The sequence below is a fragment of the Bacillus cereus group sp. BfR-BA-01453 genome (assembly GCF_022662915.1).
GTDB lineage: Bacteria > Bacillota > Bacilli > Bacillales > Bacillaceae_G > Bacillus_A > Bacillus_A paranthracis.
The window spans coordinates 81,892-97,306 of sequence record NZ_JAKUEN010000015.1; the positions used below are offsets into that span (position 1 = coordinate 81,892).

Genomic DNA, 15,415 nt, shown 5'->3' on the forward strand with positions numbered 1-15,415 from the left:
GAGATGCAATCTACTATCAATAGATTGCATCTCTTTTTTTAGTTCACTCGCTCAGTATATTCATAAGCTTTCTCCCCATGCATTGAAATATCAAGTCCCATATGTTCCTCGTGCTCATCTACCCGGACAGGGAGGAAGAAGTTAATCGCTTTAATAATCGCGTACGTCATTATAATTGTGAATGCATATGTTGCGCCGATTGCTACAAGTTGTTTCGATAGTAACGCGGCGTTTCCGTAAAATAATCCGTTAGCGCCATCACTGTTTACGGTGGTAGTTGCAAATAGTCCTGTCGCAATGCCGCCCCAAGTTCCGCCGATGCCGTGACATCCAAATGCATCGAGTGTATCGTCGTATCCGAATTTTGTTTTTAAGAAAAAGACTGCTCCGAAGCATAATACGCCGCCAATTGCTCCGATAAGAAGAGCTGAGAAAGGTGTAACGAACCCGCAAGCTGGTGTAATAGCGACTAAACCGGAAACAACGCCGCAAGCAGCTCCCATCGCAGTCGGCTTTGATTGGAAGAACCATTCTGAAAGCATCCAAGTTAATGCGGAGGCAGCAGCGGCTATATTTGTATTAATAAATGCGGTTAAAGCTACATCATTTAAAGATAATGCACTTCCGACGTTAAAACCGAACCAGCCGAACCATAGTAGGCCGGCGCCTAACATTGTGAATGGTAAATGATGAGGAGAAGTGCCACTTATATTTTTTCGTTTCCCCAGGAAAATAGCTAATACAAGGCCAGCAACGCCAGATGTAATATGAACGACGTTACCGCCAGCGAAGTCTAATGCGCCAAGTTCTCTTAGCCAACCGCCAACGCCCCATACCCAATGAGCGACAGGATTGTAAACGATTGTTGTCCATAGAAGGATGAAAATAAGGAAAGCTGAAAATCGCATTCTTTCGGCAAATGCTCCTGAAATTAGAGCGGGGGTTAGAATAGCAAACATGAGTTGAAACATCATAAATAAATTGTGAGGAATAGTAGATGAGTAGTCTGGATTTGGTGCGTAGCTAACTCCGTTTAAACCGAACCAATCGAATGTGCCGATAAGTCCGTGCCAATCTGGTCCGAATGATAAAGAATAACCAATTACAATCCATTGAATCGAAACGATAGCCATTGCGCTATAACTATGCATTGTCGTACTGAGTACGTTTTTACTGCGAACCATACCTCCATAAAAAAGTGCTAATCCTGGTGTCATTAACATGACCATTACTGTCGCTACAAACATAAAAACTGTATCTCCTGTATTCATTCTCTCTCCTCCTATAATGTTAGAAAAAATAACATCAATTTGTTATGTTTCATATCATATTCGAAATAAAAAGAAAAATCAACTAAAAATTCAGAAAGTTTTATATGTAATGTTAGAAAACCTAACATGTATTAATTTGATAAGAATGAAATCAACGTATGCGATTCGTTTGGATAATTGGTATAATATTCTTACAATTAAAATACATGGGGGATGCGTGTGGGGAAAATATATACTAGGAAACTATTCATTTGTTTTTGTTTAGCTGTCGTTTTGTTTGTACCAATACATACATTTGCAGACGAAAAAAGAGAGTGGCGAGACGAAGTTATATATTCCATTATGATTGATCGTTTTAATAATGGGGAACCGAAAAATGACAAACAGTTAGAAGTTGACAATTTAGAAGGATATCAGGGCGGAGATATAAGAGGTATTATAAAAAGACTGGATTACATAAAAAAAATGGGATTTACTACTGTTATGCTTTCGCCGCTTTTTGAAAGTGTAAAATACGATGGGTTAGACGTGCGCAATTTTCAGAAGGTAAATGAACATTTCGGAACGGAAAATGATGTGAAAGAACTTGTGCAAGAAGCTCATGCAAAAGGAATGAAAGTTGTATTTCAATTTCCGCTTGGAGAAAACGAACAACAAGTAATCGACTCGATGAAATGGTGGATCAAAGAAGTTGATTTAGATGCAAGTTATGTAATACATAGTGAAAAAAAGTCGCCTGCTTTTTGGGATGATGTGCAAAAAGATATGCAAGTGATAAAGAAAGATTTTCGAGTTATGACAAAAGAAGATAGTGAATACAACGAAAAAATAGTAGATGCGTTTTCCAAAGCGGATGTATCGGTGAAACCTTTATATGATGTAAGTAAAAAAGACGGAGCAGCCGCTACATTTTTAGATAATCAAGATACAAAAAGATTTGCTCGTATTGCAAAAGAGAATATGAATTATCCACCATCTCGTTTGAAACTAGCTCTTACATATTTATTAACAACACCAGGTATTCCGAATTTTTATTACGGAACTGAAATTGCATTGGATGGAGGAGGTACGCCAGATAATAGACGATTAATGGACTTCAAATCAGATGAAAAGTTTATGCAACACATAACGAAACTCGGTGAGCTTAGACAAGCGAGGCCATCTTTACGCCGCGGTACGTTTGAGCTTCTATACGATAAAGATGGAATGAGTGTACTAAAGAGAAAGTATAAAGATGAAGTGACAGTAGTAGCGATTAATAATACGAAAGAAACACAAAAAGTTGCTTTACCTGCAAGTGCGATTGGTGAAAAACAAGAGCTAAGGGGATTGTTAGAAGATGAAATTATAAGAGAAGAAAACGGAAAATTTTATCTCGTTTTAAAGCGTGAGGAATCGAATGTGTATAAAGTTAACGGGGAAACAGGTGTGAATTGGCTATTTATTTCTTTAATCGTCGGTGTGAACGTATTGTTTATTGCTTTTTTAATTGTGGTTAAAAAGAGGCGGAAATAAGGGGATATTCTCTTTTGTGTTCAATTAAAAGTGCGTGATGAGGTGAGATGTTTAAGTCTTCTTATCGTATTCGTAATTCTGTATTTTGGGGATAACAGTGACGATGGGAAATTTGTTTGGTGGGACAGGCTAAGGAGAAAACTTTCTCTCTAGTCTGTTTTTCTTTGAAGTAAGACTCTCACCTCGAAATGCAACTGAACAAAGAGGTAAAAAAATCGATAGAAGCAACAATAATTGAAAATATACTAATTTTACATTACATTAAAGGGTAAAAAGTATTTTGTTACTCATTGAGGGCTATATTTGAGGAGGAAAAATGGAATTTTACGATTTGGGTATTACCATTAAAGAACTTAGAATGAAAAAGAATATATCACAATCTGAATTGTGTCATGGAATATGTTCGCAAAGTCAAATTAGCAAAATAGAAAAAGGTATGATTTATCCATCTAGCGTATTGTTATATCAATTATCTGAAAGACTTGGTATTGATCCAAATCATATTTTCGCACTAACTCAAAACAAAAAACTAAAATATGTAGAAAATGTAAAATGTGTAATGAGAGATTGTACAAAACAAAAACAATATAATGAACTTTATGAAATAGTGAAACAAGAGAAAACCGAAAATAATTTCCAGTTAAAAGAAGATAAACAATTTCTAATATGGCATGAAGCGATTGCTATATTTTATGTGAATAAATCAATAAAAACTGCTTTAAATCTTTTAAATAATGCACTAAAACTAACTGTAACGAATGGTGATTTTTTATCGGAAAGAGAAATAGATATTATGCAGTCGATGGCTATATTTCATTGGGCAAATAAAGAATATGAAAAGAGTATTACTATATTAAGAAGATGTTTAACTAATTTTAATAAGTTAGATTTCCCTAGAGATAAAGAGGTTAAATTAAAAATCATTTTTAATTTAGGGAAAATGTTAGGTCATGCAAATCAACATGAAGAGGCAATAAAATACAATGATATGGGTATTAAATTAGCTATTAATCTAAATACTTTATATTTATTAGGCGAATTATACTATGGGAAAGCTTGGAACATGCTAAAGCTGAAACAATGTAATGAAGAAGATGTAGCTGATAATATGAAAAAAGCATTATTTATCTTTGAACTAACAGAAAAAGAAGATCTGATAAAAATAGTTAAAGAAAAATATTTTGAACAACAAAATAAAAAAATCACTCATAATTTCTGATGAACATCTTATTATTCTCTATAAAAAAAGCACCTTATGGTGTCTTTTTTATGACTTATATCATCGATTATTACAGTTCGTAGGTTTCTTATACCAAGCTTTGTTGATGTATTTACAATTCGCAGGTGTTGAAGTTTTAGATGTATCCCCAGGTGTAGTTATATTATTAGAACACCCTGCAATATATAGACAGAATGTAGTTAATAAAAAACATAGTATTAATTTCTTCAAATAACCACTTCTAACTCTTTTTAATTAACATTTTTCATAAAATAAATTCCTTACTAATTTTACATTACAGGAAAGGGTGGAAAATATTCATATACTCATAATTTGTTACATTTGATTGGGGAAGGAGGTTTTTGTTCCGATTTTTAAAAGGGTCTTCTTCATTTATGCATAAAATTTATCCGATTGCCCGTAAGCTTAGACTTTTACCCGCTAAAAAGAAAAACATCCTCTACATAGAGGATGTTTTTCTTTTTAGCGGTAGTTAATAAATTGTACGTCAATCGGTAAGTCAGCGCTACGAACTGCTGCGATAACTGCTTGTAAGTCATCACGGCTTTTCGCTGTAACACGTACTTGATCATCTTGTACTTGTGTTTTTACTTTTAATTTCATTTCTTTAATGATATTGTTAATTTTTTTTGCGTTATCTTTATCGATACCTTGTTGAAGTGTTGCGCGTTGGCGAACAGTGTTACCAGCCGCCGCTTCAACTTTTCCGTAATCTAAGTTCTTAATTGGAACGTTACGTTTTACGAGTTTAGAAATAAGAACGTCTTTTACTTGCTCTAATTTGAACTCATCGTCAGAAGTTAAAACAAGTACTTCTTTCTCAAGTTTAATATCACTTTTACTTCCTTTAAAGTCATATCGGTTTTGGATTTCTTTTAATGCAGTGTTAATTGCGTTTGTTACTTCAGGTAATTCTACTTTCGAAACGATGTCAAAAGAACTATCTTTTGCCATAGTTAGCACCTCCAAATAAATTTCTACTCTTTTTATGTACTGTACATACTAAAGTATAGCTGAAAACGAGCTTAGACTTAAGTGTTTTCATACTTATAATGATGTAACCTCATTTTATTATAGTGAATTTTGGGCAGTTGGACAAATAAAGAGAAAATCGTGTTATAATTAACTTTTGTTTGGAATGATAAAAATATAAAAAGTTAAAAAGTTCATTTTATATATATAGAAGGGAATTAAAAAAATATGTATTTACAAATAGGATCGATTGAACAGGTAACTGTTTTACGCGAAACGGAAATCGGATATATGGTTGGGAATGAAGAAGAAGAAATTTTCCTACATAAAAATGAAGTAGCTGGAGAAATTGAAGAAGGCGATACGATTGACGTATTCTTATACCTTGATCACCAAAATCGTATTTCAGCAACAATGAAGGAGCCAATTATTACAACGTATGATTGGAACTGGGTAAAGGTTGTAGAAGTTATTCCGAGTTTAGGTGTGTTTGTTGATATTGGTGTATCAAAAGATATACTAATTCCAGCTGATGAATTCCCAATTTATATGCCAGTATGGCCAGAAGTTGGAGACGAATTATATTGTACGTTAAAATTAACGAATCGTGATCGTTTAATTGCTCTTCCAGCAAGAGATAGTGATATGCAAGAAATCGTTGTAGATGCGACACCATCTATGCGTAATAAAAACGTAAACGGACGTGTGTATCGTTCACTTCAAGTTGGTTCGTTCGTATTAACAGATGAGCATTTCCGTGCATTTTTACACCATACAGAAAGAAAAGAGCAAGTTCGCATCGGTCAACGTGTAACGGGACGAATTATTGATGTAAAAGATGACGGTACAATTAATATCTCCCTTCTTCCTCGTAAAGAAGAAGGAATGGAAGATGATGCTGCAGTGATTTATGCATATATGGAAGAACGAGGCGGAGCAATGCCGTTTTGGGATAAGAGCTATCCAGAAGACATTAAAGAACGTTTCAATATGAGTAAAGCTGCATTTAAGCGTGCACTTGGTAAGTTGATGAAAGAAGAAAAGGTTTACCAAGAAGAAGGTTGGACGTACTTTAAGAAATAAAGGAAATAAAAAGCACCACCTTATATTTTACCTATAAGGTGGTGCTTTTTTAATTCCCTTGCTCATGTACAAGAGTAAACGTATCTTTCAACTCACTATCATTTATTTTAATATTTGCTTTTTTCAATTCATCTTGCAATAGTTTTTTGCCGAATATAGGGTCAGAGATACGTTCTTCTTCTAAGTTTTTGCGAATAGAGTCTTTCACTTCATCATAGGGTTTTAATTCTTTTTTATCAGTTAATTTAATAATATGATAACCGTTTGGTGATGTAACGGGATTGCTAATTTGTCCGACCTTTAGTTTATAGGCAGCAGTTTCAAATTCAGGTGCCATTCTACCTGAATTGAAATATCCGAGGTCTCCGCCTTTTTCTTTTGATAGTAGGTCTTGCGATTCTTGTTTTGCTAGTTCTTCAAATGAAGCACCAGCATCTAATTTTTTCTTTATTTCTTTCGCTTCATTTTCGTCACTTACTAAAATATGGCTTGCTTTAATTTCTGGTTTATAGTGGTCTTTCACGTCTTTTTCTGTAATACTTTTCTTAATCGCTTCATTCATAGCAAGTTTGAACTTAATTTGATTTTTGAAATCAGCTTCATCTTTTAAACCATTGTTTTTCAATACGTTTTTAAATTGGTCTCCGTATTGATTTTTGGCTTTTTGTAATTCTTTATCTACATCATCGTCAGATACTTTATATTTTTTCGTGATAACGTCTTGCGCCATCATTTCGTACAGCATGTCTTTTCCGTAACGATCTTTCAACTGTTTTTCGAAGTCGCTCTTCGTAATGGTTGAGTCTGTTGCTGTAGCGACTGTATCTGAGTCGTTTTTTTGTCCACAAGCAGATAGCATTAATATACTTAGTAGTGCAGTAATAATGAAAATGTGTTTTCCTCTCATGCTAACACCTCATCCGAATATGTTATCGCTATTGTAGAATATAGAAGTGAACATGAAGTGAATTTTTAATGTTTTTTCCCTGTAAACTGTAAAAAAAGTACACCAACAATATTGTTGATGTACGATGGAATCAAAGGTGATCGGTCTTTTTAGAATAGGCACGCTTACCTTGCTCTATATTCTTTTGTTCTTGCTCATTTTTTTGCGCACGCTTTGCATTGTTATCGCGTGCCTTTTTGTCGTTATCACTCGTATGTGGCATATGTATCAACTCCATTTCTAAACGTTGTACGTTTATCATTTCCTTTTTCGTAAAGACTATGTATAGCAGTGTATTCATGAATAATGAGGGTGGATTGGAAATGGATTTGAAGTTGAATTATGCCGAACTTATAAAGAAGTTAATCGTTGTAATCATCGCAGGTTTGTTAAACGCGATTGGAATGAATTTATTTTTAACACCAGCGAAAGTGTACGCGAGTGGCTTTGCTGGATTGTCTCAATTGTTATCGCAAATATTAGGTGATTTTTTATCCATTCATATATCAACAGGAGTATTGTTTAGTTTGTTTAATATTCCTGTCGTTATTTTAGCGTGGAAAAAGGTTGGAAAGGCTTTTACTTTCTTTAGTTTTCTTTGCGTTATATTTATGACTTTATTTTTAGAAATTATCCCAGTTCGGGCTGTTTCGAACGATATCATATTAAATGCGATTTTTGGCGGGCTTATTTCGGCAATTGGGGTAGGGATTGCGTTGAAGTGGGGGGCTTCTACAGGTGGTTTAGATATTATCGCCATGATTTTATCAAAGATTAAAGACAAGCCTGTCGGTACGTATTTTTTCTTCTTTAATGCACTGATTATTATCGCCGCTGGTTATGTGTATGGATGGGAAAAAGCATTATATACTTTGGTGACTTTGTATGTTTCAACGCGAATCATCGATGCGATTCATACGCGTCATGTGAAGATTACGGCGTTAATCGTTACGAAGAATGGGGCGGATGTACGAAAGGCGATTCACTCACGCTTAGTGAGGGGGATTACAACTATACCAGCAACTGGTGCTTATACGAATGAAAATAAGGAAATGTTAATGATTGTTATTACTCGTTACGAACTGTATGAATTGGAGAGGGTTATTAAACAAGTGGACCCAGGTGCATTTACAAACGTACTGCAAACAGTTGGGGTATTCGGATTGTTTCGAAAAGATTAAAGAGGACCAAAGCTGGTCCTCTTTTTTAATGTGCATTCGTAATGTTTTGCAACTGCTCTTGCATTTCACGTAGCTGAACTTTTTCAGCTGTTGAAGAGTTTGCGTAAGCAGAGTGCAAAGCGTTTTTTGCTCTATATACGAGATCTTGTTGCTCGGCGCCGCTTGAACAAGATACGGCATTTGCAACAGCATCTCTAGCTTGTTGGAATAGTAAGTTCCCCATTTAGACCCCTCCAAAAGAAGAGTTACTTCTCGCTTTTTCTGCCTCAGCTAATGTACCTCTGTACGGGAATCTTGCATCATGCTTCATAACAGCATCGGCTCCTTGTTGGATAAAACGTTTTGATTTGTTCTTTTTACCCATTCGAAAAACCCCCTTTATTTAGCTGAAAACAATCGACGCGCTAACTTATGCGTCTAATGATAGTATGAGCGTTTGGCGAGAAACTATAAGCAGGGAATTTTTAGATTACAATCCAAGAACCTCTTCTAAATATAGAGCAATACCATCTTCTTCGTTCGTTAACGTCGTATGGTTTGCGAGTGATTTTAATTCAGGGATGGCATTTCCCATTGCGATGCCGTGACCAGCAAATTCAATCATTTCAAAGTCGTTATCCTCGTCACCGAAAGCGATAATTCGTTCTTGTGGAATGTTATAATGACTAGAAATTTTTTGTAATCCGACAGCTTTATTTAATCCGCTTTTTACGATTTCAATAATCGGCCAAGGTGCACCCCATTTTCTATGGTCGATTACTTCGGCATGCATATCAGTTAAATGTTGACGAATTGCAGTAGAATGCTCGTCATGTGCGTCAATTAATAAGCAAGTTGGATGATCGTTTAAAATATTTAATAAGTCTCCTGTAAAAATGTTTGGAGAACCGAATTCGAAAATATGTTTTTTATCTTCATCAATTTCACGAACATACACATCGTCCATTACTTCAGCGTATATATTTTTTACGCCAAAATCAAAGCAAGCTCGGACAATTTCTTGCGCTGTTGCTAGCTCAAGAGGAGAGTGATGTGTGCCCCACTTTGAATCAAGCGGATGATGTACGTATGCGCCATTAAAGTTTACGATTGGTGTATTTAAACCGAGTTCTTTATAGTAATCATAACTAGCGCGGAATGGACGTCCTGTTGAAATAACAACAATATGTCCTTGTTCCTTTGCTTTTGCAATTGTATGTTTCGTTCGAGTGGAAATTATTTTGTTGTCTGTTAATAAAGTGCCGTCTAAGTCTAGTGCGATTAAATGCTGTTTGTTCATAATTTCACCTCTTATAATAATTTATTTTTGTTTCGATCTGTATTTCCGTTTTAATATGCAGAAATAAGAGGTTAAGCTGGATGAGACCACCAAAGATGGAAACTTCACTATATATCCATCTTACGTCGCAAAGTGTTGCGGTGTCTACTATTTCTCGCTGGAAATTAAGAAAAGTCAACATCTTTTTAGAAAGTTCAAACAATGTTTCTTTCATTATGGACAAATTGTGAAAAGGGTTACATTGTTCGTAGGATGAGGCTTATAATGAACATGTAATCTTCTCGTATATGTTTGACTCTCCTTTGAAACTGGCCTATAGTAGGTTGGTTTCTTTTTTTTCTACAAATAGGGAAGAAATCCCTGCTTTAAGCTTGTGTCATTCATGTATATGTACAAGAATGAAATGTAGTACTTGTTTCCTAAACATGACAGACAAGCTTTCTTTTAAAATGGATATACTAATGAGGCAAAGACGTCATGGAAGGAGAATGGAAATGGGACAAAATCGTAGGTTTCGTTCTGGACAAAAAGCGCCGAATGATGGCATTTACGTAGAAATTGGTGAAACGGGAAGTATGGTGAAAGATCCGCAAATGGTAAAACTAACTGCTGGTGAAAAGTTTCCAGATAACACAAATCATAACCGTCAGTGGACGTATAAAAGAAAACCGTAACAGAAGCCGCAATCGTTATTGCGGCTTTTTTGTCGTCATAAATTATAATTTCATTTACCGTACTTTTTTAAGTAGCATAATGAATTTTCCCTTTTTCTTTTTCAAATAATAAGTTTGAAAATACATAATCAAAATTATTGTATAAAAAAGTCAGTTGGCGTATAATCAAATCAAAGGTCAAAGAAAGTCAAACATTTGGAGGACTGTAAAGATGGACTTAAATCAAATGACAACAAAAACACAAGAGGCGATTATGAGTGCTCAATCTTTAGCGGTATCTCATCATCATCAAGAAGTAGATACTGTTCATCTCTTGTTTACATTATTAGAAGAGCAAGATGGGTTAGCAGTACGTATTTTTCAAAAAATGAACGTCGATATAGAAGCATTAAAAGAAGGCGCCGAAAATTTAATTAAGAAAAAGCCTTCCGTAACGGGGAGCGGTGCAGAAGCAGGTAAATTATATATAACAGGTGCTTTGCAACAACTGCTTGTAAGAGCAGGAAAAGAAGCAGAGAAATTGCAAGATGATTACATTTCAGTTGAACATGTATTACTTGCTTTTACTGAAGAAAAAGGCGATATAAACCAATTATTTACAAGATTTCATATTACGAAAGATAACTTATTACAGTCTTTAATGACAGTTCGGGGGAATCAAAGAGTGACTAGTCAAAATCCAGAAGCAACTTATGAAGCGTTAGAAAAATATGGTCGTGATTTAGTGGCGGAAGTAAGAGCGGGGAAAATTGACCCTGTTATCGGCCGCGATAGTGAAATTCGCCGCGTAATCCGCATTCTTTCACGTAAAACGAAAAACAACCCAGTTTTAATTGGTGAACCAGGTGTTGGTAAAACAGCAATTGTTGAAGGGTTAGCACAGCGTATTGTGAAAAAGGATGTACCTGAAGGATTAAAAGATAGAACAATCTTTGCATTAGATATGAGTGCGCTTGTAGCTGGAGCGAAATTCCGCGGTGAATTTGAAGAGCGTCTCCAAGCTGTATTAAATGAAATTAAAAAGAGTGAAGGTCGTATTTTACTATTCATTGATGAACTTCACACAATCGTCGGCGCTGGTAAAACAGAAGGCGCAATGGATGCAGGAAATATGTTAAAACCGATGCTTGCGCGTGGTGAACTGCATTGTATCGGGGCGACGACGTTAGATGAATATCGTAAATATATTGAGAAAGATCCAGCGCTAGAAAGACGTTTCCAACAAGTATTAGCAGAAGAACCAACTGTTGAAGATACAATTTCCATTTTACGTGGCTTAAAAGAGCGTTTTGAAATTTATCATGGTGTAAATATTCATGACCGCGCGATTGTAGCAGCATCAGTTTTATCAGATCGATATATTTCGGACCGTTTCTTACCGGATAAAGCAATTGATCTTGTCGATGAAGCTTGTGCAACAATTCGTACAGAAATCGATTCTATGCCGACAGAATTAGATGAAGTAACGCGCCGCATTATGCAGCTGGAAATTGAAGAAGCGGCTCTTGGAAAAGAAAAGGACTTTGGTAGCCAAGAACGTCTAAAAACGTTGCAACGTGAATTATCGGATTTAAAAGAAGTTGCAAGTGGTATGAGAGCGAAATGGGAGAAAGAAAAAGAAGATATTCACAAAGTGCGTGACTTACGTGAACATTTAGAGCGTCTGCGCCGTGAATTAGAAGAAGCAGAAGGGAATTACGATCTAAATAAAGCAGCGGAACTTCGCCACGGAAAAATTCCTGCAATTGAAAAAGAGTTAAAAGAAGCAGAAGAAATGGGCGCACATAATAAACAAGAAAATCGTTTATTACGTGAGGAAGTAAGTGAAGAAGAGATTGCTGATATTGTTTCGCGCTGGACTGGTATTCCTGTTGCAAAACTCGTTGAAGGTGAACGCGAGAAATTACTACGTTTAGAGCAAATTTTATCAGAGCGTGTCATCGGACAAGAGGAAGCAGTAAGCTTAGTATCAGACGCAGTTCTTCGTGCGCGCGCAGGTATTAAAGACCCGAACCGTCCGATTGGTTCCTTCATTTTCTTAGGACCTACTGGTGTTGGTAAAACAGAACTTGCAAAAACGTTAGCGCAGTCATTATTCGATAGTGAAGAACAAATGATTCGTATTGATATGTCTGAGTATATGGAGAAACACGCTGTGTCACGCTTAATTGGTGCGCCTCCTGGATATGTTGGATATGAAGAGGGCGGTCAATTAACAGAAGCGGTAAGACGTAAACCGTATTCCGTTATTTTATTAGACGAAATCGAAAAAGCACATCCAGAAGTATTCAACATTTTATTACAAATGTTAGATGACGGTCGTATTACAGATTCGCAAGGACGTACAGTAGACTTTAAAAACACGGTTATTATTATGACTTCAAATATTGGATCTGCTCATTTATTAGATGGATTAGGAGAAGATGGCTCCATTAAAGAAGAATCAAGAGAACTTGTAATGGGACAATTAAGAGGTCATTTCCGACCAGAGTTTTTAAACCGTGTCGACGAAATTATTTTATTCAAACCTCTTACAACGAATGAAATTAAAGGTATTGTTGATAAAATTGTAAAAGAATTACAAGGCCGTTTAGCTGACCGTCATATTACGGTAGAATTAACAGACGCAGCGAAAGAGTTTGTTGTCGAAGCTGGCTTCGATCCAATGTACGGAGCTCGTCCGTTAAAACGATATGTACAGCGTCAAGTTGAGACGAAATTAGCGAGAGAATTAATTGCAGGAACGATTACTGATAACAGTCACGTAGTTGTTGATGTAGAAAATAACGAATTAGTCGTTCATGTGAAGTAAAACAAAAAAGAGTTCGGATAAAATCCGGACTCTTTTTTTAGTGTTGTTCTACTGGCTCGTTTGGAATTGCAGCTGAAATTGCTAGTACTAATACCGCAAGAACAACTGAGAAAATAGACGCTTGGTTAAAATCGTATGTACCGCCAGTCATAGAGCCGATTACGTAGCTCATCATATGTACAAGCAAGAACGACCAAATTAATGCCCAAATGAAACGCATATTTTACACCTCTATTCGTTCAATCTGTCCTTATTGTAACACAATTGAAAAAAGAATATAGAAAAATATTTGTAGATTTTTCAACGCAAATTTGCATTCCGTTCATACATTATAAAAGAGTACTTTTATACGTTTAGAAAATAAGGCGGGGGAAAAATGAGTATTACGGAACGTTTTTTTTACTTAGAAAAAGAACCATGTGTCATTTATTTACCGGAGAAGCCAAATGGATTTTCTGTCATGCTTCTAGGTGATTACAACTACTTTATTGAGAATGGTACAAGTTTATGGACACAGCATGCGGGTAGATCTTATTTTTTACATGGCCTTATTGAGGAAGGCTATACGGTCTTTTCTTCTAATTTATACGGAAGACATTGGGGAAACGATCAATCTGTTCGTCTAGCAAAACGCCTATATGACGTTGTTCTGAGAAAAGAGACATTGAATGCGAAAATGCACATTATGGCAGATGGTATGGGGGCACTTGTTGCGCTTGAAATGATGAACAAATACCCTGAATGTATACGTTCTGTCATTATGTTAAATCCGTGTTTAGATTTACCAGAATATGTGGAGTTTGAGAAAGAGCATAAATTTTTTTACAAGAGACTCTTGAAGGAATTAAGTTTAGCGTATGATGCTAAAGAAGAAGAATTAGAAGCGAAAATAAATAAGAAATCATTTACGCTTCTTCCGTCTTGTGTACCTGTTAAAATTTTTGTATCAACACAAGAAAAAAGAGGAAGAAAACAGCTGCTACGTAAATACGAGAAAATGAGGCAATTGAACCAATGCGATACTTCTGTCTTATTCCATCTGCAAGATGTGAAATATAAAATGGTTAGGCAAACGACTGATTTCTTTAAAAAATATGAAGAAGAATTGTGAAGCTCCCATATACATAAATGAGGAGCTATTTGTTTCAAGGAGAAAGGGTTGGTGGTATGGAACGCGTGCTAATTATAGGTGCACTTACGTTTGTAGGTTATCACCTTGTGAATAAAATGATTGCAGAAGAAGTAGAAGTATATGGTCTTGATTTTGATGAATTCGATAATATGACAAAAATTAATGAAGAGAAGTTATTGTTAATTGGGCGAAATGCGTTATTTACGTATTATTCGATAAGAGATGAAGACGGATGGAGATCCGTAGAGGAAGAGAAATTTGATGCCGTTTACTTTTGTCTGTATGAGCCTAACCAACAAAGTGGCTTTCGAAATGAAAGAGTTATATTACAGTATTTAAAGCGAATGATAAGACTGTGTGAAGAACATAAAGTGAAGTTAAATCTAATTTCTTCTATTGAAGTAGGAAACGTAGATGAGTCCGAAAATAAACGTCTATTTGCGAAAGTGGAAGAAGGATTGAAAAAAGGAGAGGTACAATATAGTGTATTTCGAGTTCCTACATTATATGGGCCATGGCAACCATCTTTTATGATGTATCATCAGCTCATTTTATCAGAACTGGGTGAGAAAGAGTGCCATTATACGAGTGAGGAAAACGCCAGTGATCTACTGTACGTTGAAGATGTATGTGAATACTTATGGGAAAATGGAATGAACGAGGAGCATCTCGGTATATATAATTTACTTAGTGGTAAAAAATCATTATGGAAAAAAGGTATGAACCTTTTACGTGCAGAGGATAAAGTGAAGAAAGAGAATGTGGAAGAAAGAGATGGAACTGTAGAGGTTATTTCGATAAAAAGAAATACTCCGTTAGAATACGGTTTAAATAAACAATTGGCACATATGAAAAAATATAAAGAGTTATACGAAGGATAGCGAGCGTGTTACACTATGTATGTGAAAGTTTTAATGGAGAGGAAGAACATAATATGAATGAGAAAAGCATGCAATTTTTACAAATCGCAATGAAGCATTTACCAGAAGCAAAGGCCATTTTAGATGATAATGGAATTGCGCTTGATATGGAGAAAGCTCAACCAGTATTAGAGTTATTGATGAAAGTTATGAACGAAGCATATGAGCTTGGGAAAGCAGATCAAGAATAAAAAGCATAAAAAGAATAAAAAGCATCTTTTGAGATGGAAGAGAGGCCCGAACCGTGGATAGAAGCGGTCAGGGCCTTTTTTTATTCTTGCCTGGGGGAAAACCAGAGATATGAAGAGGGTAAAGGAAAAGTAGTGAGGAAAATTCTCTAGTTTAGAAGGAAAGCAGATAAAGAATAAAAAGAATAAAAAGCATCTTTTT

Annotated in this window: 17 protein-coding genes; 9 read left to right on the forward strand and 8 right to left on the reverse strand. The window is 35.6% G+C overall.

Annotation, left to right across the window (positions count from 1 at the left end; all coding sequences use genetic code 11):
* Positions 1–38: 38 nt before the first annotated feature.
* Positions 39–1,271 (reverse strand): ammonium transporter, encoded by a 1,233-nt coding sequence (locus MR070_RS22650; protein ID WP_242262046.1) that lies wholly within the window; start codon positions 1,269–1,271, stop codon positions 39–41.
* Positions 1,272–1,484: 213 nt separating this feature from the next.
* On the opposite strand from MR070_RS22650, the gene MR070_RS22655 reads away from it, so the two are divergent.
* Entirely contained in the window at positions 1,485–2,786 is a 1,302-nt protein-coding gene (locus tag MR070_RS22655) for an alpha-amylase family glycosyl hydrolase (RefSeq protein ID WP_242262047.1), read from the forward strand.
* 316 nt (positions 2,787–3,102) lie between these two features.
* A complete protein-coding gene (locus tag MR070_RS22660) occupies positions 3,103–4,005 on the forward strand; it encodes a helix-turn-helix domain-containing protein (RefSeq protein WP_000397905.1) in 903 nt (300 codons plus the stop codon).
* A gap of 483 nt (positions 4,006–4,488) precedes the next feature.
* Here MR070_RS22660 and MR070_RS22665 read toward each other — a convergent pair whose 3' ends face one another.
* Complete coding sequence (locus MR070_RS22665) at positions 4,489–4,980, reverse strand: YajQ family cyclic di-GMP-binding protein (RefSeq protein WP_001040153.1); 492 nt, start codon at positions 4,978–4,980, stop codon at positions 4,489–4,491.
* Between the two features lie 246 nt (positions 4,981–5,226).
* Here MR070_RS22665 and MR070_RS22670 point away from each other — a divergent pair, with 246 nt between their 5' ends.
* Positions 5,227–6,081 (forward strand): CvfB family protein, encoded by an 855-nt coding sequence (locus MR070_RS22670; protein ID WP_000281266.1) that lies wholly within the window; start codon positions 5,227–5,229, stop codon positions 6,079–6,081.
* 49 nt (positions 6,082–6,130) lie between these two features.
* Here the strand turns inward: MR070_RS22670 and prsA are convergent, their stop codons facing one another.
* Together prsA and MR070_RS22680 are read right to left on the reverse strand one after the other, a co-directional pair.
* Entirely contained in the window at positions 6,131–6,988 is an 858-nt protein-coding gene (gene prsA, locus MR070_RS22675; RefSeq protein WP_001214229.1) for a peptidylprolyl isomerase PrsA, read from the reverse strand.
* A gap of 130 nt (positions 6,989–7,118) precedes the next feature.
* Positions 7,119–7,250, reverse strand: a complete 132-nt coding sequence (locus MR070_RS22680; protein WP_001120845.1) for a DUF3941 domain-containing protein — start codon at positions 7,248–7,250, stop codon at positions 7,119–7,121.
* A 100-nt stretch (positions 7,251–7,350) separates the two neighbouring features.
* Here MR070_RS22680 and MR070_RS22685 point away from each other — a divergent pair, with 100 nt between their 5' ends.
* Positions 7,351–8,208, forward strand: a complete 858-nt coding sequence (locus MR070_RS22685; RefSeq protein WP_000364426.1) for a YitT family protein — start codon at positions 7,351–7,353, stop codon at positions 8,206–8,208.
* A gap of 25 nt (positions 8,209–8,233) precedes the next feature.
* Here the strand turns inward: MR070_RS22685 and MR070_RS22690 are convergent, their stop codons facing one another.
* The 3 genes from MR070_RS22690 to MR070_RS22700 all read right to left on the reverse strand — a co-directional run bounded on the left by MR070_RS22690 (position 8,234) and on the right by MR070_RS22700 (position 9,487).
* Positions 8,234–8,431, reverse strand: coding sequence for a DUF3813 domain-containing protein (locus tag MR070_RS22690; RefSeq protein WP_000527392.1), 198 nt, complete (start codon positions 8,429–8,431; stop codon positions 8,234–8,236).
* Entirely contained in the window at positions 8,432–8,572 is a 141-nt protein-coding gene (locus MR070_RS22695) for a hypothetical protein (protein ID WP_000516816.1), read from the reverse strand.
* Positions 8,573–8,677: 105 nt separating this feature from the next.
* Positions 8,678–9,487, reverse strand: a complete 810-nt coding sequence (locus MR070_RS22700; RefSeq protein ID WP_001041237.1) for a Cof-type HAD-IIB family hydrolase — start codon at positions 9,485–9,487, stop codon at positions 8,678–8,680.
* A gap of 494 nt (positions 9,488–9,981) precedes the next feature.
* On the opposite strand from MR070_RS22700, the gene MR070_RS22705 reads away from it, so the two are divergent.
* Both MR070_RS22705 and clpB read left to right on the forward strand, forming a co-directional pair.
* Positions 9,982–10,161: a YjzC family protein gene (locus MR070_RS22705; protein WP_000531421.1), complete on the forward strand. Its 180-nt coding sequence runs from the start codon at positions 9,982–9,984 to the stop codon at positions 10,159–10,161.
* A 211-nt stretch (positions 10,162–10,372) separates the two neighbouring features.
* Positions 10,373–12,973, forward strand: a complete 2,601-nt coding sequence (gene clpB / locus MR070_RS22710) for an ATP-dependent chaperone ClpB (protein ID WP_044792713.1) — start codon at positions 10,373–10,375, stop codon at positions 12,971–12,973.
* A gap of 37 nt (positions 12,974–13,010) precedes the next feature.
* Here clpB and MR070_RS22715 read toward each other — a convergent pair whose 3' ends face one another.
* Positions 13,011–13,193 (reverse strand): YjzD family protein, encoded by a 183-nt coding sequence (locus MR070_RS22715; protein WP_001211116.1) that lies wholly within the window; start codon positions 13,191–13,193, stop codon positions 13,011–13,013.
* A 156-nt stretch (positions 13,194–13,349) separates the two neighbouring features.
* Here MR070_RS22715 and MR070_RS22720 point away from each other — a divergent pair, with 156 nt between their 5' ends.
* Genes MR070_RS22720 through MR070_RS22730 form a run of 3 tightly spaced genes read left to right on the forward strand, consistent with a single transcriptional unit; the run spans position 13,350 to position 15,216 of the window.
* On the forward strand, positions 13,350–14,084 hold the full coding sequence (locus tag MR070_RS22720; protein ID WP_000028698.1) for a lipase family protein: 735 nt from the start codon (positions 13,350–13,352) through the stop codon (positions 14,082–14,084).
* 29 nt (positions 14,085–14,113) lie between these two features.
* The gene (locus MR070_RS22725; RefSeq protein ID WP_000486160.1) at positions 14,114–14,986 is read left to right on the forward strand and encodes an NAD-dependent epimerase/dehydratase family protein; all 873 of its coding nucleotides are present in this window, start codon (positions 14,114–14,116) and stop codon (positions 14,984–14,986) included.
* A gap of 53 nt (positions 14,987–15,039) precedes the next feature.
* Positions 15,040–15,216: a ComZ family protein gene (locus MR070_RS22730; RefSeq protein ID WP_009879752.1), complete on the forward strand. Its 177-nt coding sequence runs from the start codon at positions 15,040–15,042 to the stop codon at positions 15,214–15,216.
* The last annotated feature ends 199 nt before the right edge of the window (positions 15,217–15,415 follow it).

Excerpts from the sequence above, each read along its gene's own strand:
- MR070_RS22650 (WP_242262046.1), bottom strand. The coding sequence starts at position 1,271 with ATGAATACAGGAGATACAGTTTTTATGTTTGTAGCGACAGTAATGGTC.
- MR070_RS22655 (WP_242262047.1), top strand. The coding sequence starts at position 1,485 with ATGCGTGTGGGGAAAATATATACTAGGAAACTATTCATTTGTTTTTGT.
- MR070_RS22660 (WP_000397905.1), top strand. The coding sequence starts at position 3,103 with ATGGAATTTTACGATTTGGGTATTACCATTAAAGAACTTAGAATGAAA.
- MR070_RS22665 (WP_001040153.1), bottom strand. The coding sequence starts at position 4,980 with ATGGCAAAAGATAGTTCTTTTGACATCGTTTCGAAAGTAGAATTACCT.
- MR070_RS22670 (WP_000281266.1), top strand. The coding sequence starts at position 5,227 with ATGTATTTACAAATAGGATCGATTGAACAGGTAACTGTTTTACGCGAA.
- prsA (WP_001214229.1), bottom strand. The coding sequence starts at position 6,988 with ATGAGAGGAAAACACATTTTCATTATTACTGCACTACTAAGTATATTA.
- MR070_RS22680 (WP_001120845.1), bottom strand. The coding sequence starts at position 7,250 with ATGCCACATACGAGTGATAACGACAAAAAGGCACGCGATAACAATGCA.
- MR070_RS22685 (WP_000364426.1), top strand. The coding sequence starts at position 7,351 with ATGGATTTGAAGTTGAATTATGCCGAACTTATAAAGAAGTTAATCGTT.
- MR070_RS22690 (WP_000527392.1), bottom strand. The coding sequence starts at position 8,431 with ATGGGGAACTTACTATTCCAACAAGCTAGAGATGCTGTTGCAAATGCC.
- MR070_RS22695 (WP_000516816.1), bottom strand. The coding sequence starts at position 8,572 with ATGGGTAAAAAGAACAAATCAAAACGTTTTATCCAACAAGGAGCCGAT.
- MR070_RS22700 (WP_001041237.1), bottom strand. The coding sequence starts at position 9,487 with ATGAACAAACAGCATTTAATCGCACTAGACTTAGACGGCACTTTATTA.
- MR070_RS22705 (WP_000531421.1), top strand. The coding sequence starts at position 9,982 with ATGGGACAAAATCGTAGGTTTCGTTCTGGACAAAAAGCGCCGAATGAT.
- clpB (WP_044792713.1), top strand. The coding sequence starts at position 10,373 with ATGGACTTAAATCAAATGACAACAAAAACACAAGAGGCGATTATGAGT.
- MR070_RS22715 (WP_001211116.1), bottom strand. The coding sequence starts at position 13,193 with ATGCGTTTCATTTGGGCATTAATTTGGTCGTTCTTGCTTGTACATATG.
- MR070_RS22720 (WP_000028698.1), top strand. The coding sequence starts at position 13,350 with ATGAGTATTACGGAACGTTTTTTTTACTTAGAAAAAGAACCATGTGTC.
- MR070_RS22730 (WP_009879752.1), top strand. The coding sequence starts at position 15,040 with ATGAATGAGAAAAGCATGCAATTTTTACAAATCGCAATGAAGCATTTA.